The following is a 13,884-nucleotide window of genomic DNA, read 5'->3' as shown; positions in this document are numbered from 1 at the left end:
TAGTCCGGTTCGGCTATCGCGCCCGGGGCCGGTTATGGCTGACTCGGCTGCGGCATGGGCGCCGCTGCGCCGAGGCCCGCGTGCGCATAGACGAGCGCCGGATGCCGCACCGTGACCGAGACGACCTGGCCCGGCCGCGGCAGTTCGAGGGCAAGTGCTCGGCTGCGCACGATGGCGCCGCCTGTGAGTTCGAGCGTGACGAGCCCCTCATGGCCCACGAACGACAGCTCCGTCACCGTCGCGGCGACTCCCACGCCCTCCGGTTCGATGCGAAGCCACTCGGGGCGGAACACGACGCGCACGCGCGAGCCGCTCGCGGGCGCCTCGCCCACGAGTTCGGCGGGCACTCGCCCGAGCACGGTGTCGACCGATCGGCCGCCGGCATCCGCGCTCCACACCCCGTCGAGCTCGACGGTGTCGCCGACGAACCTCGCGACCCACGGCGTGGCCGGGCGGCGATACACCTCGGCGGGTGTGCCCCACTGCAGCACCCGGCCGCCCATCATGACCGCGACGTGATCGGCCAGCGAGAGCGCCTCCTGCTGGTCGTGGGTCACCAGCAGGGCCGTTGAGCGCTGGTCGCGCAGCACGTCGGCGACCTCGCGCCGCAGCGGTACGCGCAGCATGGGGTCGAGTGCCGAGAACGGCTCGTCGAGCAGCACGAGATCGGGCCGCGGAGCGAGCGCTCGGGCGAGCGCCACGCGCTGCGCCTGTCCTCCGGAGAGCTGCGCCGGCGTGCGCTTCACATGGTCGGCGAGGCCGACCAGCCCGGCGAGCTCGGTGACCCGCGCGGCACGCGCCTCTGGGCTTCGCCAGGCAGGGCCGCGCAGACCGAACGCGATGTTCTCAGCGACAGTGAGGTGTGGGAAGAGCGCCGCATCCTGGGGCACCCACCCGATGCCCCGCCGCTCAGGCGCTACACGCACCTTGCCGCCCGAGAGCAGCCGATCGCCGACGCGCACCTCGCCATCGGCGATCGGCACAAGCCCGGCGATCGCCCGGAGCAGCGTGGTCTTGCCGCAGCCGCTCGGCCCGAGCACCGCCACGATGTCGCCGCGTGGGATGGCGAGCCCGACCCGGCTCAGCACCGGCAGTTCGCCGAACGCGACCGAGAGGTCAGCGATGTTCACCCAGCTCACGACTCATCCTCTCTCGCGGTGCTGCGAATCGTGGACAGCAGCACTGCGGGCACCGAGGCGACGAGCAGCAGCGCGGCAGCATACGGAGCGGCCCCGCCGTACTCGGCGGCGGCGGTGCGAGTCCAGAGCTCGGTCGCGAGCGTGTGCACCGAGGTCGGGCGCAGCAGCAGCGTCGCCGGGAGCTCCTTCATGATGGCGATCGCTGCGAGCAAGCACCCGATGGCGATATTCGGCGCTGCGAGCCTGGCCGTGACGCGACGCCATGACGCCGCCGGCGTATCGCCGAGGGTTCGAGAGACGTCGATGAGGGCCGGGGCGACGGCCGCGATGCCGCTCCGCGCGCTGCCGATGGCCCTGGGCATGAAGAGCACCACGTAGGCGAAGAGCAGCATGAGCAGGCTCTGATACGCCCACGGCACCACGGCGAGGCCGAAGAACACGAGCGACAGGCCGACGACGATGCCGGGCAGGGCATGGCCGAGGTAGCCGATCCCCTCGATTCCTCGGCTGAGCCGATCGCGATACCGCGCGGTCAACGCCGCGATCGGCAGGGCGAAGACGAGCACGAGCAGCGAGCCCACGACCGCCAGACCGAGGGTGGCGCCGACGGCGCTTGCGAAGCGCGGCAGGTCAAGAGCACGGATGCTCTCTGCGCTGAAGAGGCGCACGCCCAGTCCCAGCACGGGCACGGTGACGCTGACGACCGGTGCGGCCAGCACGACGGCGAGCGCAGCCCAGAGCCACCGCCTCGGCATGACCCCGCGCGGGAGCGGGCGCGCGACGCGGGTGACGGCCTGACCTCGAGCTCTCCGCTCTGCCCAGACCACGATCAGGGCGAGCGCGACCAGCACGAGCGCGAGCACGGCGGCTTGCTGCCGATCGAAGCTCGCACTGTACGACGCGTTGATGCCCCAGGTCAGCGTCTCGAACCGCAGCATCGACACCGCACCGAACTCCGCCAAGGAGTAGAGCCCGACCAACAGCGAACCGGCGAGGGCGGCCCCGCGCACCTGGGGCCAGGTAGCGGAGAAGAAGGACCGTATCGGTCCGCGGCCGAGCGTGCGGGCGACGGCTTCGAGGTCGCCGGAACTGCCCCTCCATGCCGCCGCCACCGGCAAGGTGACATAGGGCACGCACACCGCGGTGAGCACGGCCCAGCTCGGCCAGAAGCCGTTCAAGCCTGGCGACCAGACGAGCCACCCGTACGCGACCAGGTATGACGGAACGGCGAGCGGCAGTGCGCTCAGCAGCAGGATGGTGCGCTCGGCCGGCAGACGCCACCGAGAGAGCAGCCAGGCGCTGGCAACTCCGAGCACCAGGCATGTCGCGGTCACCGAGGCGGCGAGCGCCACCGAGTTCAGTGCGAGCTCGAGCACTCTGGGGCGCAGCAGTGTCGCGACGAAGCCCTCGGTGCCCGCCTCGACCGCGCGCACCGCGAGGTAGACGACCGGGATCAGCGATGCCGATGCGGCCAGCGCGGCCGCGGCTGCCAGCAGCAGCGGCGGCCGGGTGCGCTCGCCGACCCCGGCCGTCGTGGTCACAGCAGGCTGTACTTGCTCAGCAGCGCCTGGGTGTCAGCGAGCGATTCCAGGTCGGAGAGGTCGAGTTCGGGGTTGATCAGGCTCTCGAGTGCGGGCAGGCCCTCTGGAGCGTCGACACCCGGCAGCAGCGGGTACTCGAAGGTCTGCTCGACGAAGTACTGCTGAGCCTGCTGCGAGACGAGGTAGCGCACGAACTCGAGGGCGTCAGCATCCGACGCTCCGTTCTGCAGCACGCCGGCGCCGGTCACGTTCACGATCGAACCCGGGTCGCCGGCCTTGGGGTAGGCCAGCTGGGCGCGCATGTTGTCGACGCCCACTTCGGCCGCGAGCTGGTACCAGTAGTAGTGGTTGATGAGTCCCGCGTCGAGCGCACCATCGTTGACCGCCGTGAGGATCGCGTTGTTGTTCTCGAAGATCTGCGGGTCGTTCTCGCTGAGGGCCGCAACCCACTCGTCGGCCGCGGCGTCGCCCTCCAGCACGCGATACGCCGTGACGAATGACTGGAAGCTCGCGTTGGTCGGTGCGACGCCGAGACGTGACGCCCACTCGGGCTCGACGAGCGCGTCGACCGTGTCAGGGATGTCGGATGCTGCGAGCTTCTCGCTGTCGTAGACGACGACGCGCGCCCGGCCCGTGACACCCACCCAGCTGCCGTCGGTCGAGGTGAATCCCGCCGGCACCGCGTCTGCGATGTCGTCGGGCAGGGTCATGAACATATCGGCCTTCGCGAGCGCGCCCAGCGCTCCGGCGTCCTGCGAGAGGAACACCTGGGCGGGAGTGCGGTCGCCCTCCTCGAGCAGCAGCGCGCCCATCTCGGCGGTGTTGCCGTAGCGCACCTCCACCTCGATGCCGGTCTCCTGCTCGAACTGGTCGATCAGCGGCTGAATGAGCGCCTCGTTCCGACCCGAGTAGAGCGTGAAGGCGCCATCGCTCTCGGGCGCGTCCGAGGTGTTCTGCTCAGCGGGCGCAGGTTGTCCGGCCGAGCAGCCGGCCAGCACCGCCACCGCGGCGATCGAGGCGAAAAGGGTGGTCATGGCGCGAGAGCGAGTGCGCACAGAGGCTCCATAGGGGGTGATAGGCGGCGAGCGCCGCCGAGAAAAATGTCGTGCTTAGGGTAGCCTTACCTTGGCCTTCGCGCCAACTCGAGCGGTGCTCATAGGCATCCGGCCGCGCAAGAGGCCCGATCGGCTCAGGCCTGCGCGGCAGCCGCTGCCCGCGCGGCATGCGGCAGCGCCGTGACGATGCGCTCGAGGGCGACGTCGTCGTGCGCGGCCATGACGAACCATGCCTCGAACACCGATGGCGGCAGGTTCACCCCCTGCTCGAGCATCGTGTGGAAGAACGGCGCGTAACGGAACGCTTCCTGCTGCTTCGCTTCGGCATAGTCGCGCGGCGGCTGCTCCGCGAACGCGATCGAGAAGAGCGTGCCCGCTCGCTGCACGGAGTGCGTCACGCCAGCAGCGCTGAGTGCCGCCGAGGCCTCACGCGAAATGGTGTCGGCGAGCTCATTCAGCCGGGCATACACAGCGGCGTCTGCGAGGCGCAGCGTCGCGAGTCCTGCGGCCACCGCGAGCGGGTTCCCGCTGAGGGTTCCCGCCTGGTAGACGGGGCCGAGCGGCGAGAGGTGATCCATGAGGTCTGCGCGTCCACCGACGGCGGCGAGCGGCATCCCGCCGCCCACGACCTTGCCGAACGTCATCAGGTCGGGCGTCCACTCCGTGCCCCCGGGCACCTCACCCGTCGCTTCGAGGCCCCACCACCCGGCACGGCCCGCGCGGAAGCCGGTGAGCACCTCATCGAGGATCATCAGCGCGCCGTGCTCTCGCGCGATCCGGACGAGAGCGGCGTTGAACCCGGGCATGGGCGGCACCACGCCCATGTTGGCCGCGGCGGCTTCGACGATCACCGCGGCGATCCGGTCACCGTGCTCGGCGAACGCCGCGTCGACCGCAGCGAGGTCGTTGTAGGGCAGCACGAGCGTCTGCGCAGCCGTCGCTGCAGTGATGCCGGCGGATGCCGGAAGCGCGAGCGTCGCGAGGCCCGACCCTGCTTCGGCGAGCAGCGAGTCGGAGTGCCCGTGGTAGTGGCCAGCGAACTTCACGAGGAGGTCGCGGCCCGTCGCGCCGCGGGCCAGGCGGATCGCGGTCATCGTCGCCTCGGTGCCGGTCGACACCAGGCGCAGCTTCTCGACGGGCGACGCACCGTTCACAACGAGCCGCTCGCGCACGAGCTCGGCGAGCTCGGTCTCAGCGGGGGTCGACGCGCCGAAGGACAGACCCTTGGCGGCGGCCTCCTGCACGCGGGCGACGACCTCGGGATGGGCATGGCCGAGCAGAGCCGGGCCCCACGATGCGACCAGGTCGATGTACTCGCGCCCCTCCACGTCGGTGACTGTGGCGCCGCGCGACGACACGAAGAACCGGGGAGTGCCACCCACCGACCCGAATGCGCGAACCGGCGAGTTGACGCCGCCGGGAATCACGCGTTGCGCCCGTTCGAACTGCGCTGCGTTGTCGAGCCCCCCGTTGTCGAGCCCCGCGTTGTCGAGCCCTGCGTTGTCGAGCCCCGCGGCGATGCCGGTGTGAGCCGTTGCCTCGCTCATGCCTCCCCTTCCTTGAGCATGGCGGCTGCTTCGACCGCCCAATAGGTGAGCACGGCGTCCGCGCCGGCGCGCCGGATACCGATGATGCTCTCGATGATCGCGCGTTCGCGGTCGATCCAGCCGTTGGCGGCTGCAGCCTCGACCATCGCGTACTCGCCGCTCACCTGGTACGCCCACACGGGGACGTCGCTCATCGCGGCGACATCGGCCAGCACGTCGAGGAACGACATCGCGGGCTTCACCATCACGGCATCCGCCCCCTCATCGAGGTCGAGTGCCGCCTCATGCAGCCCCTCGCGACGATTGGCGGGGTCCTGCTGGTAGGTCTTGCGGTCGCCCTGCAGCGACGACCCGACCGCCTCGCGGAAGGGTCCGTAGAACGCAGAGGCGTACTTCGCCGCGTAGCCGAGGATCGCAGTGTCTGAGAATCCCGCGCCGTCGAGCGCGTCGCGCACCGCGGCGACCTGGCCGTCCATCATGCCCGAGAGACCCAGCATCGCCGACCCGGCGGCCGCTTGCGCGAGCCCCATCTCGCGGTAGCGCACGAGGGTCGCGTCGTTGTCGATGCGTCCTTCAGGGTCGAGCACACCGCAGTGACCGTGGTCGGTGAACTCATCGAGGCACAGGTCGGTCTGCACGACCAGAGCGTCTCCGACCTCGGCCGCGGCGAGCCGTGTGGCGACGTTGAGGATGCCGAACTCGTCGGTGGCGCCGGAACCCACCGCATCCTTCTCCTCCGGCACGCCGAAGAGCATCACGCCGCCGATGCCCGCCTCTGCCGCCTCATGCAGTGCGCGACGGAACGAGTCGAGCGAGTGCTGCACGACGCCCGGCATCGAGCTCACCGGCACGGGGTCATCGATGCCCTCCCGAACGAACATCGGGAGGATCAGCTCAGCGGGGTGGAGGCGTGTCTCGGCGACGAGGCGCCGCATCGCGGGTGTGGCACGAAGGCGGCGAGGGCGGTGCGCTGGGAACGTCATGGGCTGTTCTCCTCGGAGGTCGGCGCGAGGTGCGGATGGTGGGCGGCGGCGAGCGCGTCGATGAGCGCCCGAATGCTCTGGCGAGCGGCGACGACGTCGACCGCGAGCCCGGCCTCCGCTGCCTCTTGAGCCGTTCTTGGACCGATGCAGGCGATCACGGTGGACGGGTCGAGTTCGGGGGCGAGCTCGACGAGGGCGCGGGCGACGCTCCCGGAAGTCACGAGCACGGCATCGAGCGGACCCGCCAGCACCGCACGACCGGCGTCGTCGGGCGAGGCCGTGACGGTGCAGTAGGCGCCGACCTCATCGACCTCGAGTCCGTAGCCTCGCAGCCCGTCGACGAGGGTCGGCGCCGCGATCTCGGAGAGCGGTGCGAACACCCGCAGTCCCGGCATCCGTGCGGGCCATTCTTCGACGAGGGCGCGTGCCGAGAAATCGGATTCGGGCACGAAGTCGACGTCGACGCCGGCGAGCTCGAGGGCCTCAGCCGTCGCCTCTCCCACGGCGGCGACCCGCGTCGTGGGCGCGACCGCCACGAGGGGGCCGGGGCTGCCCGAGCCGGGTGCCGCGGCATCTGCGAGATCGCCCACATGCGCACCCGCCGCGCCGGCCAGTGCGCTCACGGTCGTGGCGCTCGTGAAGACGACCCAGTCGTACTCTCCCGTCGCGAGGCGGGAAGCAGCAGCGGCGAGCGCGGCAGGGTCCGACGGCGGGGCGAACGCGATGAGCGGCACGATGACGGGGTCGGCGCCTTCCGCGCGAAGGCGGGCCGCAGCGCGCGCGCCCCACTCCCCTGCGCGGGGCACGAGCACCCGCCAGCCGGCGAGACGCTGAGGATGGGCTTCGGTCATCGCCTCGATCCGAGGGGCGCCAGCGTCGCGGCTCCGGCCCCGAGCAGTTCGTCGACGATTCGGCGAGAGAGCTCGGCTGCGGGCCGTTCCGCGTCGTCGATGAGGATGCTGTGAGCGCTGCGCAGCGAGCGCGTGCCGTCGAGCGCGTAGACGTGCGCCTCGGCGTGCAGTTCAGCCCCGCGGGCATCGCCCTCGCCGCCACCGCTGACACGGGCGACCACGCCGACGGGCGCAGCGCAGCCGGCTTCGAGACGCGCGAGCACGCCCCGTTCGGTGTCGACGGTCAGTCTGGTCACCACGTCGTCGAGCGCCGACACGAGCGCCTCATCGCCCGCCCGAACCTCGAGCGCGAGCGAGCCCTGCCCGGGCGCGGTTGGCCAGGCCTCGAGCGGGAACGCTTCGGTGACGGCATCGGCACGGCCGAGCCGATTCAGACCCGCGAGCGACAGCACGACGGCATCCAGATCGCCCGACTGAACCCTGCCCAATCTGCTGTCGACATTGCCGCGGATGTCGAGCACCTGCAGATCCGGGCGCCGGGCGAGCAGCTGGGCGCGGCGCCGGGGCGAGCCCGTGCCGACCCGGGCGCCCGCCGGTAGCGTGTCGAGAGTCAGCCCATCGCGAGCGCACAGCGCGTCGCGGGCGTCTTCGCGGCGCGGCGTCGCAGCGATCACCAGCCCGTCGAGCGGTGTGGTCGGCAGATCCTTCAGCGAGTGCACGACAGCGTCGCAGCGGCCTTCGAGCAACGCAGTGCGAAGCGCCGCCGCGAACACTCCCGTGCCTCCGAGCGAGGCCAACGAGGCGGTGGTGCGGTCGCCCTCCGACACGATCGGCACGAGCTCGGCGGCAGCACCGGTCATCGTCTGCAGGACTTCGACGGTCGCGCGAGTCTGGGCCATGGCGAGCGCGCTCGCCCTCGTGCCGACTCTGATCGTGGCGGGAAGGGCCGGGCTGGCGGAAGGCGGCGTCACGGGGCGACCCCGGCTGCGGCGGGCTTGAAGCCGGCGCGCACGTTCTCGCAGCATCCGGGTCGGCACACGTCGTACCAGGGGCCGAGCGGCGTGAGCGCGGGACGCTCGGCCACCGGCGTGCCCTGAACGCGTTCCATCACGAGGTCGACTAGGCCCGAGACGTATTCGGGGTGGATGCCGGGGGTCGGCACCCGCACGGCCGCGAAGCCGCGGTCGCGTGCGGTCTGCATGGCCTCCTCATCGAGGTCCCACATGACCTCCATGTGATCGCTCACGAAGCCCAGCGGCACGATCACGACGGCGCGGGTCTGCTCGGCGTCGAGCTCCTCGATCGCGTCGTTGATGTCGGGCTCGAGCCAGGGCATCTCGGGCGGTCCCGAGCGCGATTGGTAGACCAGGCTCCACGGCGCGTCGCTCTCGGCGAGCTCCATGACGACCTCGGCGACGGCCTGGTGCTGCGCGGCGTAGGCGCCGCCCTCGCCGAAGGAGTGCCCCCTCGGGCCGGAGCGCGCGGCATCCGTCATCGGGATCGAGTGCGTGCTGAAGAGCACATGCACCTGCTCATCGGCGAAGCCTTGGTCCTCGAGCTCGTCGAGCGCGGCGCGCACACCCTGCGCGAAGGGTGCGACGAAGCCCGGGTGGTCGAAGAACTGGCGCACCTTGTCGATCTGCACGGCAGCCGGTGACGTTCCATCGCCGAGGAGGCCGGTCGATTCGAGCGCCATCGCGAAGTCTTCGCGGTACTGGCGGCAGCTCGAGAACGAGCTGTAGGCGCTCGTCGCGATGGCGATCAGCTTGGTGAAGCCGCGCTCACGCGCCTCGCGAACGGTGTCGGCCAGGTAGGGAGCCCAGTTGCGGTTGCCCCAGAGCACGGGGAGATCGATGCCGCGGCTCGCGAGCTCCTGCTCGATCGCGGCCTTGAGCTGACGGTTGTGCTCGTTGATGGGACTGACGCCGCCGAAGTGGCGGTAGTGCGTCGCGACCTCTTCGAGTCGCTCATCGGGGATCCCGCGGCCGCGTGTGACGTTGCGGAGGAACGGGATGACGTCGTCCTGCCCCTCGGGGCCGCCGAACCCGGCGAGCAGAATCGCGTCGTACTCGACAGGCTCGGTGATGTGCGGGTCGCCGCCGGCGCAGGCAGGAGTCGCGCCCAGCACGGTCACGGGCAGCTCGGGGCGGAGGTCGGCGTCGGGGCCGGAGCCCGAGCCGGAGCCGGGTGCCGGTGAGGCCGCACGTGATGTGGGGGCGAAGGTTCCGGGGAGGTTCGACTCGGGCTCGCTGCCGCTGCGCGCGGCACTCGAGGGCGAATCGTCTGCGGGCACAGCACGCTCATCTGCCATGTGGGTCACGCTAGCGAGCCCTCGGTGAGAATCGGCCTAACGTCTGAGCGCCGACAGCGCGCTCTGGCCGACGGGCGCCCCTGCGACGACGCGCGTCGGTTCTGGCGCGGGCTGCGCTCGCGGCCAGAGTTGCCGCCGTCGGTCGGGGTTGCACCCCTGGCCCGCGAGGCTAACCCTGGCCGAGGCGGCGTGGCGCACCCTCGGCGGTCTCCCCGGCGATGTCGTGTGCCAGTTCCCGGGCCGTGCGGCGGGCGTGCGCCACCACCGCGGCCAGTCCCCCGCCGGCGGCCGTTTCTCCCACGAGCAATACGCCTTCCGGCACGGGCGACTCCGATACCGCGGCACGCTGCCACGTCACGATCGCGCTCTCCACCAGGTCGGATGCCGTGAGGCGCACGCCGAGCAGGGTCGACGCGTCGCGCAACGCGATCGTAGGCAGGTCGGCATCCGCGCCCGCGTACGAGAGCCGCACGACGTGCAGGCCTTCGCCCTGACCCGCCGCACGTTCGGCGAGCCATGGCCATTTCGCGGTCTGATGGGTGAGCGCACGGGCGCGGATGCCGGGAGCACCGGGGGCGACGAGGAGCCCCGTACCGCGCGGGGCGGCATCGAGCTGCGCCGACCGGAGCACGAGCACCGCCACCACAGCGGGCCTCGTCGGCGAGGGCCCGAGCATCCCCGGGGCTGCGACGACGACGCGTCCCGCGACGTGCTCACCGCCCGCGAGCTGAACGCCGTCGGGGCTCACGGACTCGACGGCCGCCCCGAGCCGCACGTCGACGCCGAGAGCGTGCAGCTCCAGCTCGAGCGAGTCGACCAGCCGGGCGATGCCGCCGCGGATCCCCGCCACGGCTGCCCCGGCCGGCGCTGCGCGCCGCAGCTCTCCCACCGCGCGCGACAGGGAGCCGGAACGAAGGAGGGCCGCGCGAAGTCCGGGTGCCGCGCGATCGACGGAGAGCTCGGCCGGACTCGCGCTGTGCACGCCGGTGACCACCGGCGACACCAGACGGTCGTGCACTGCCGCACCCATGCGGATGCGCACGAGGTCGCCGAGCGACTCGGCATCGGCTCCGACGCGGCGCGGCATCACGCGATCGACAGCTGCTCGCGCGGCCCCGAAGATGCCGACGCTGGCGATCACGTCTCGGGCGAGCGGCTTCGACGGAATACCGAGCAGTCCGGTCGAGGGCAGTGGCCGCGCCGCCCCGGTCACCGGTTGCAGCCACGCCCGCAGGGGCGCGGGTGCGACGATGTCGGCCTCGAGTCCGAGTTCGCGGGCGAGGTCGGCGACGGTGGTCGACTTGGTCGCGAATGCCTCGGCGCCGACATCGAGGTCGAGCCCGGCGAGCGTGAGACGCCGCACCTGGCCGCCGAGCCGGTCGGAGGCTTCGAGCAGCGTGACACGGATGCAGCTGCGAGCGAGCTCGCGGGCGACCACCAAGCCGCCCACGCCGCCGCCCACCACCACCACAGGCGTGGACGCGCTGCGCGGCGAGGCACCGCGCTGCGCGTCGTTCACGGCATCCGTCACAGGGAGTGCACGAGCTCCACGACGCGAGTCAGCACGGTCGGATCGGTCTCGGGCGGCACGCCGTGGCCGAGGTTCACGACATGCGCCGGGGCGGCGCGACCCAGCTCGACGACGCGCCGCACGTGCGCTTCGAGTGCGGGCCAGGGGGCGCTCAGCAGCGCGGGGTCGATGTTGCCCTGGAGCGGAACATCGCCCCCGAGGCGTGCTGACGCGACGTCGAGCGGCAAGCGCCAGTCGACGCCGATGACATCCGCCCCAACCGCCCGCATGGCCGGCAGCAGCTCGCCGCTGCCGACGCCGAAGTGCACCTTGGGCACATCGAACCCGCGCAGGTGCGAGAACACCCGTGCCGAGTGCGGCGCCACCCTGCGCACGTAGTCGGCCTCCGACAGCGAGCCGACCCACGAGTCGAACAGCTGCACCGCTGAGGCACCGGCCTCGACCTGCGCGCGAAGGAACTGGCCGCTGACATCGGCTGCCCAGTTCAGCAGCATGGCCCAGGTGTGCGGGTCGGAGTGCATCAGTGAACGCGCGCGCAGGTGGTCCTTCGAGGGTCCGCCCTCGACCAGGTACGCGGCGAGCGTGAACGGTGCACCAGCGAACCCGATGAGCGGAGTGGAGCCGAGTTCGGCGACGGTCAACGCGACGGCCTCGCGGATGGGCGCGAGCGCCTCGGGGTCGAGGGGTCGAAGCGCGAGCACATCCGAGGCGGTGCGAATCGGCTGGGAGAGCACGGGCCCGCGCCCGGGCACGATCGAGACGTCGACGCCGGCGAGCTTCACCGGAATGACGATGTCGCTGAAGAAGATGCCGGCGTCCACGCCATGCCGGCGCACGGGCTGCAGGGTGATCTCGCTCGCCATGGTGGGCGTCAGGCAGGCCTCGAGCATGTCGCCGTTCGCGCGCAATTCGCGGTACTCGGGCAGCGATCGGCCCGCCTGTCGCATGAACCAGACGGGCATCCGCTCAGGGCGTTCACCCCGGTAGGCGCGGATGAGGGGGGACGACGAGGTGCGTCCATCGACGAGCGGATGATCGTGAGCGAGCGGCATGCGCTCAGGATATGGGCGAGATGCTCTACCTATACTGTGGGCCGTGCTTCTCTGTCTCACCGCCAGTCATCGAACCGCCGAATTCGGGCTGCTCGAACGACTGTCGGCGGCGGCTCCCGGCGTGACCGACGCCCTTCGTGAGCGGGGCCGTGAGCGTGGAGATGTGCGAGGCGCCGTCGTGCTCGCCACCTGCAACCGCTTCGAGGTCTACCTCGACTCATCGGCGCTCGACTCGCTCCAGACCGTCGCAGACGGCGCGGGAGTGGATGCTGCGGAGCTTCGGTCCAACCTTCAGGTGCTGCACGGCGACGATGTCGTGCGCCACCTCTTCTCGGTCGCCTCGGGCCTGGAGTCGGTGGTGGTCGGTGAAGACGAGATCTCCGGCCAGGTCGCCAGGGCACTCGAACAGGCCCGTGAGGAGGGTCTGACGTCGTCGGCGCTCGAACAGCTGTTCCAGAAAGCCACAGCGACGAGCCGCACCGTCAAGACCGGAACGGCGCTCGGGGGCGCGGGCCGCTCACTCGTTCGTCTCGCGCTCGAACTGGCCGACAGCCGGGTGATGGACTGGGCGACGCACCGCGTGCTGCTCGTCGGCACCGGGCAGTATGCCGCGACGACCGTCGCCGCATTGCGAGACCTCGGCGCGACCGATATCCGCGTCTACTCGGCGAGCGGGCGCGCCGCCGGCTTCGCCGCCAAGCACTCGCTCACTGCCGAGACCTCGCTCGACGCGGCCATCGACCGCGCCGACCTCGTGATCACCTGCACGACCACGGAGCGGCCGGTGATCGAGGTCGGCCACGTGCGCCCCGGCCGGCGACTGTTCGTCGACCTCGGGATGCCGCGCAACGTCGACTCGCGCGTCGCCGAAGTCGCGGGCGCCGAAGTGCTCGACCTCGAGACGATCAAGCTGCACGCCCCGCTCGAGGAGGTGCACGCCGCCGCTGAGGCTCAAGAGCTCGTGCGGGCCGCGGCATCCGACTTCTCGAACGACGTCGAGATCGGACCGTCGGTCGTGGCGCTTCGCCAGCACGTCGAGGCGGTGCTGCAGGGCGAACTGACACGAGGCCGTGGAGCGTCGCCAGAAGTAGCCGCCGCGCTGCGTCACTTCGCGGGCGTGCTGCTGCACCGACCGTCCGTGCGCGCACGCGAACTGGCGGCCGAAGGCCGTGCGGAGGAGTTCACGCGCGGCATCGATGCGCTCTTCGGGCTCTGCCCGGCCGAGAAGAGCCGCCGGGATGCCGAGAGCGCCACGGGCGAAGCAAGCGCCTGACGCCGACGGCGCTGACGCCGCACCGGCACCACAGCCCCGTGCGCAACTCACAAGCCCTGAGTGCGCAATAGCGCGGTGTCGTTAGCGTGAGCCCGTGCGAGCCCGTCGAACGGTCATGGTCTACATCGATGGCTTTGCGCTCTACAAGGGACTCCTCCAATGAATCGCCCCGGGTTTCGTGGAGGGTCTGATTCCCCGAGAGGATGATGGCCATGCCAGCACTGAAGAAGTATCCGCAGGAGTTGCGGGAGCGAGCGATGCGGCTCGTGGAAGAAGCACGGAAAGAGGATCCGGAGCTGTCGATGCATGCGGCAGTGACTCGGATCGGGCAGCGCACTGGGGTGAATGCTTACACGCTGCGCGGCTGGATGAAGCAGGCCGCGATCGACGCCGGTGAGCGTCCCGGGGTGAGCACCGCAGATGCGAAGCGGGTCAAGGAGCTTGAGGCCGAGGTGCGCGAGCTGAAGCGTGCGAATGAGATCCTGCTGGCGGCGTCGAGTTTCTTCGCGCGGGAGCTCGACCCGCGTTTGCCGTGGTAGTCGCCTTCGTCGACGATCACCGGGACCGGTTCGGGGTCGAGCCGATCTGCCGCGTGCTCACC

General features: G+C 71.1%; 12 protein-coding genes. 2 read left to right on the top strand and 10 right to left on the bottom strand.

Features of this window, described 5'->3' with window-relative positions:
• Nucleotides 1-32: 32 nt before the first annotated feature.
• From QF206_RS05175 to hemE, 10 genes are all read right to left on the bottom strand, one after another.
• Nucleotides 33-1,139 carry an ABC transporter ATP-binding protein gene (locus QF206_RS05175; protein ID WP_281488156.1) on the bottom strand — a complete coding sequence of 369 codons (1,107 nt, stop codon included), beginning with the start codon at nt 1,137-1,139 and terminating at the stop codon, nt 33-35.
• Nucleotides 1,136-2,680, bottom strand: coding sequence for an ABC transporter permease (locus QF206_RS05170; RefSeq protein ID WP_281488155.1), 1,545 nt, complete (start codon nt 2,678-2,680; stop codon nt 1,136-1,138). Before QF206_RS05170 ends, QF206_RS05175 begins: the two co-directional genes overlap by 4 nt.
• Nucleotides 2,677-3,714, bottom strand: coding sequence for an iron ABC transporter substrate-binding protein (locus QF206_RS05165; RefSeq protein WP_281488154.1), 1,038 nt, complete (start codon nt 3,712-3,714; stop codon nt 2,677-2,679). The genes QF206_RS05170 and QF206_RS05165 overlap by 4 nt, the downstream gene beginning before the upstream one ends.
• A 155-nt stretch (nt 3,715-3,869) precedes the next feature.
• Nucleotides 3,870-5,282 (bottom strand): glutamate-1-semialdehyde 2,1-aminomutase, encoded by a 1,413-nt coding sequence (gene hemL / locus QF206_RS05160; protein WP_281488153.1) that lies wholly within the window; start codon nt 5,280-5,282, stop codon nt 3,870-3,872.
• Nucleotides 5,279-6,265: a porphobilinogen synthase gene (gene hemB, locus QF206_RS05155; RefSeq protein ID WP_281488152.1), complete on the bottom strand. Its 987-nt coding sequence runs from the start codon at nt 6,263-6,265 to the stop codon at nt 5,279-5,281. The genes hemL and hemB overlap by 4 nt, the downstream gene beginning before the upstream one ends.
• Nucleotides 6,262-7,116, bottom strand: coding sequence for a uroporphyrinogen-III synthase (locus QF206_RS05150; RefSeq protein WP_281488151.1), 855 nt, complete (start codon nt 7,114-7,116; stop codon nt 6,262-6,264). Before QF206_RS05150 ends, hemB begins: the two co-directional genes overlap by 4 nt.
• Nucleotides 7,113-8,087 (bottom strand): hydroxymethylbilane synthase, encoded by a 975-nt coding sequence (gene hemC, locus QF206_RS05145; protein ID WP_281488150.1) that lies wholly within the window; start codon nt 8,085-8,087, stop codon nt 7,113-7,115. The genes QF206_RS05150 and hemC overlap by 4 nt, the downstream gene beginning before the upstream one ends.
• On the bottom strand, nt 8,084-9,244 hold the full coding sequence (locus QF206_RS05140) for a ferrochelatase (RefSeq protein ID WP_281488585.1): 1,161 nt from the start codon (nt 9,242-9,244) through the stop codon (nt 8,084-8,086). The genes hemC and QF206_RS05140 overlap by 4 nt, the downstream gene beginning before the upstream one ends.
• Nucleotides 9,245-9,596: 352 nt before the next feature.
• Nucleotides 9,597-10,946: a protoporphyrinogen/coproporphyrinogen oxidase gene (locus tag QF206_RS05135; protein ID WP_281488149.1), complete on the bottom strand. Its 1,350-nt coding sequence runs from the start codon at nt 10,944-10,946 to the stop codon at nt 9,597-9,599.
• Nucleotides 10,947-10,954: 8 nt separating this feature from the next.
• Entirely contained in the window at nt 10,955-12,010 is a 1,056-nt protein-coding gene (gene hemE, locus QF206_RS05130) for a uroporphyrinogen decarboxylase (RefSeq protein ID WP_281488148.1), read from the bottom strand.
• Between the two features lie 43 nt (nt 12,011-12,053).
• Here hemE and QF206_RS05125 point away from each other — a divergent pair, with 43 nt between their 5' ends.
• Nucleotides 12,054-13,283, top strand: a complete 1,230-nt coding sequence (locus QF206_RS05125; protein WP_281488147.1) for a glutamyl-tRNA reductase — start codon at nt 12,054-12,056, stop codon at nt 13,281-13,283.
• 212 nt (nt 13,284-13,495) lie between these two features.
• Nucleotides 13,496-13,822: a transposase gene (locus QF206_RS05120; protein WP_422785358.1), complete on the top strand. Its 327-nt coding sequence runs from the start codon at nt 13,496-13,498 to the stop codon at nt 13,820-13,822.
• The last annotated feature ends 62 nt before the right edge of the window (nt 13,823-13,884 follow it).

The sequence above is a fragment of the Ruicaihuangia caeni genome (assembly GCF_029952955.1).
Taxonomy (GTDB): domain Bacteria; phylum Actinomycetota; class Actinomycetes; order Actinomycetales; family Microbacteriaceae; genus Ruicaihuangia; species Ruicaihuangia caeni.
The sequence above is the reverse complement of the archived record's forward strand: the minus strand, read 5'-3'. Positions and strand labels throughout refer to the sequence as shown.

What these genes read in the sequence shown, in the direction of transcription:
- QF206_RS05165 (WP_281488154.1), bottom strand. Translation starts at nt 3,714, where the DNA reads ATGACCACCCTTTTCGCCTCGATCGCCGCGGTGGCGGTGCTGGCCGGC.
- hemL (WP_281488153.1), bottom strand. Translation starts at nt 5,282, where the DNA reads ATGAGCGAGGCAACGGCTCACACCGGCATCGCCGCGGGGCTCGACAAC.
- hemB (WP_281488152.1), bottom strand. Translation starts at nt 6,265, where the DNA reads ATGACGTTCCCAGCGCACCGCCCTCGCCGCCTTCGTGCCACACCCGCG.
- QF206_RS05150 (WP_281488151.1), bottom strand. Translation starts at nt 7,116, where the DNA reads ATGACCGAAGCCCATCCTCAGCGTCTCGCCGGCTGGCGGGTGCTCGTG.
- hemE (WP_281488148.1), bottom strand. Translation starts at nt 12,010, where the DNA reads ATGCCGCTCGCTCACGATCATCCGCTCGTCGATGGACGCACCTCGTCG.
- QF206_RS05120 (WP_422785358.1), top strand. Translation starts at nt 13,496, where the DNA reads ATGCCAGCACTGAAGAAGTATCCGCAGGAGTTGCGGGAGCGAGCGATG.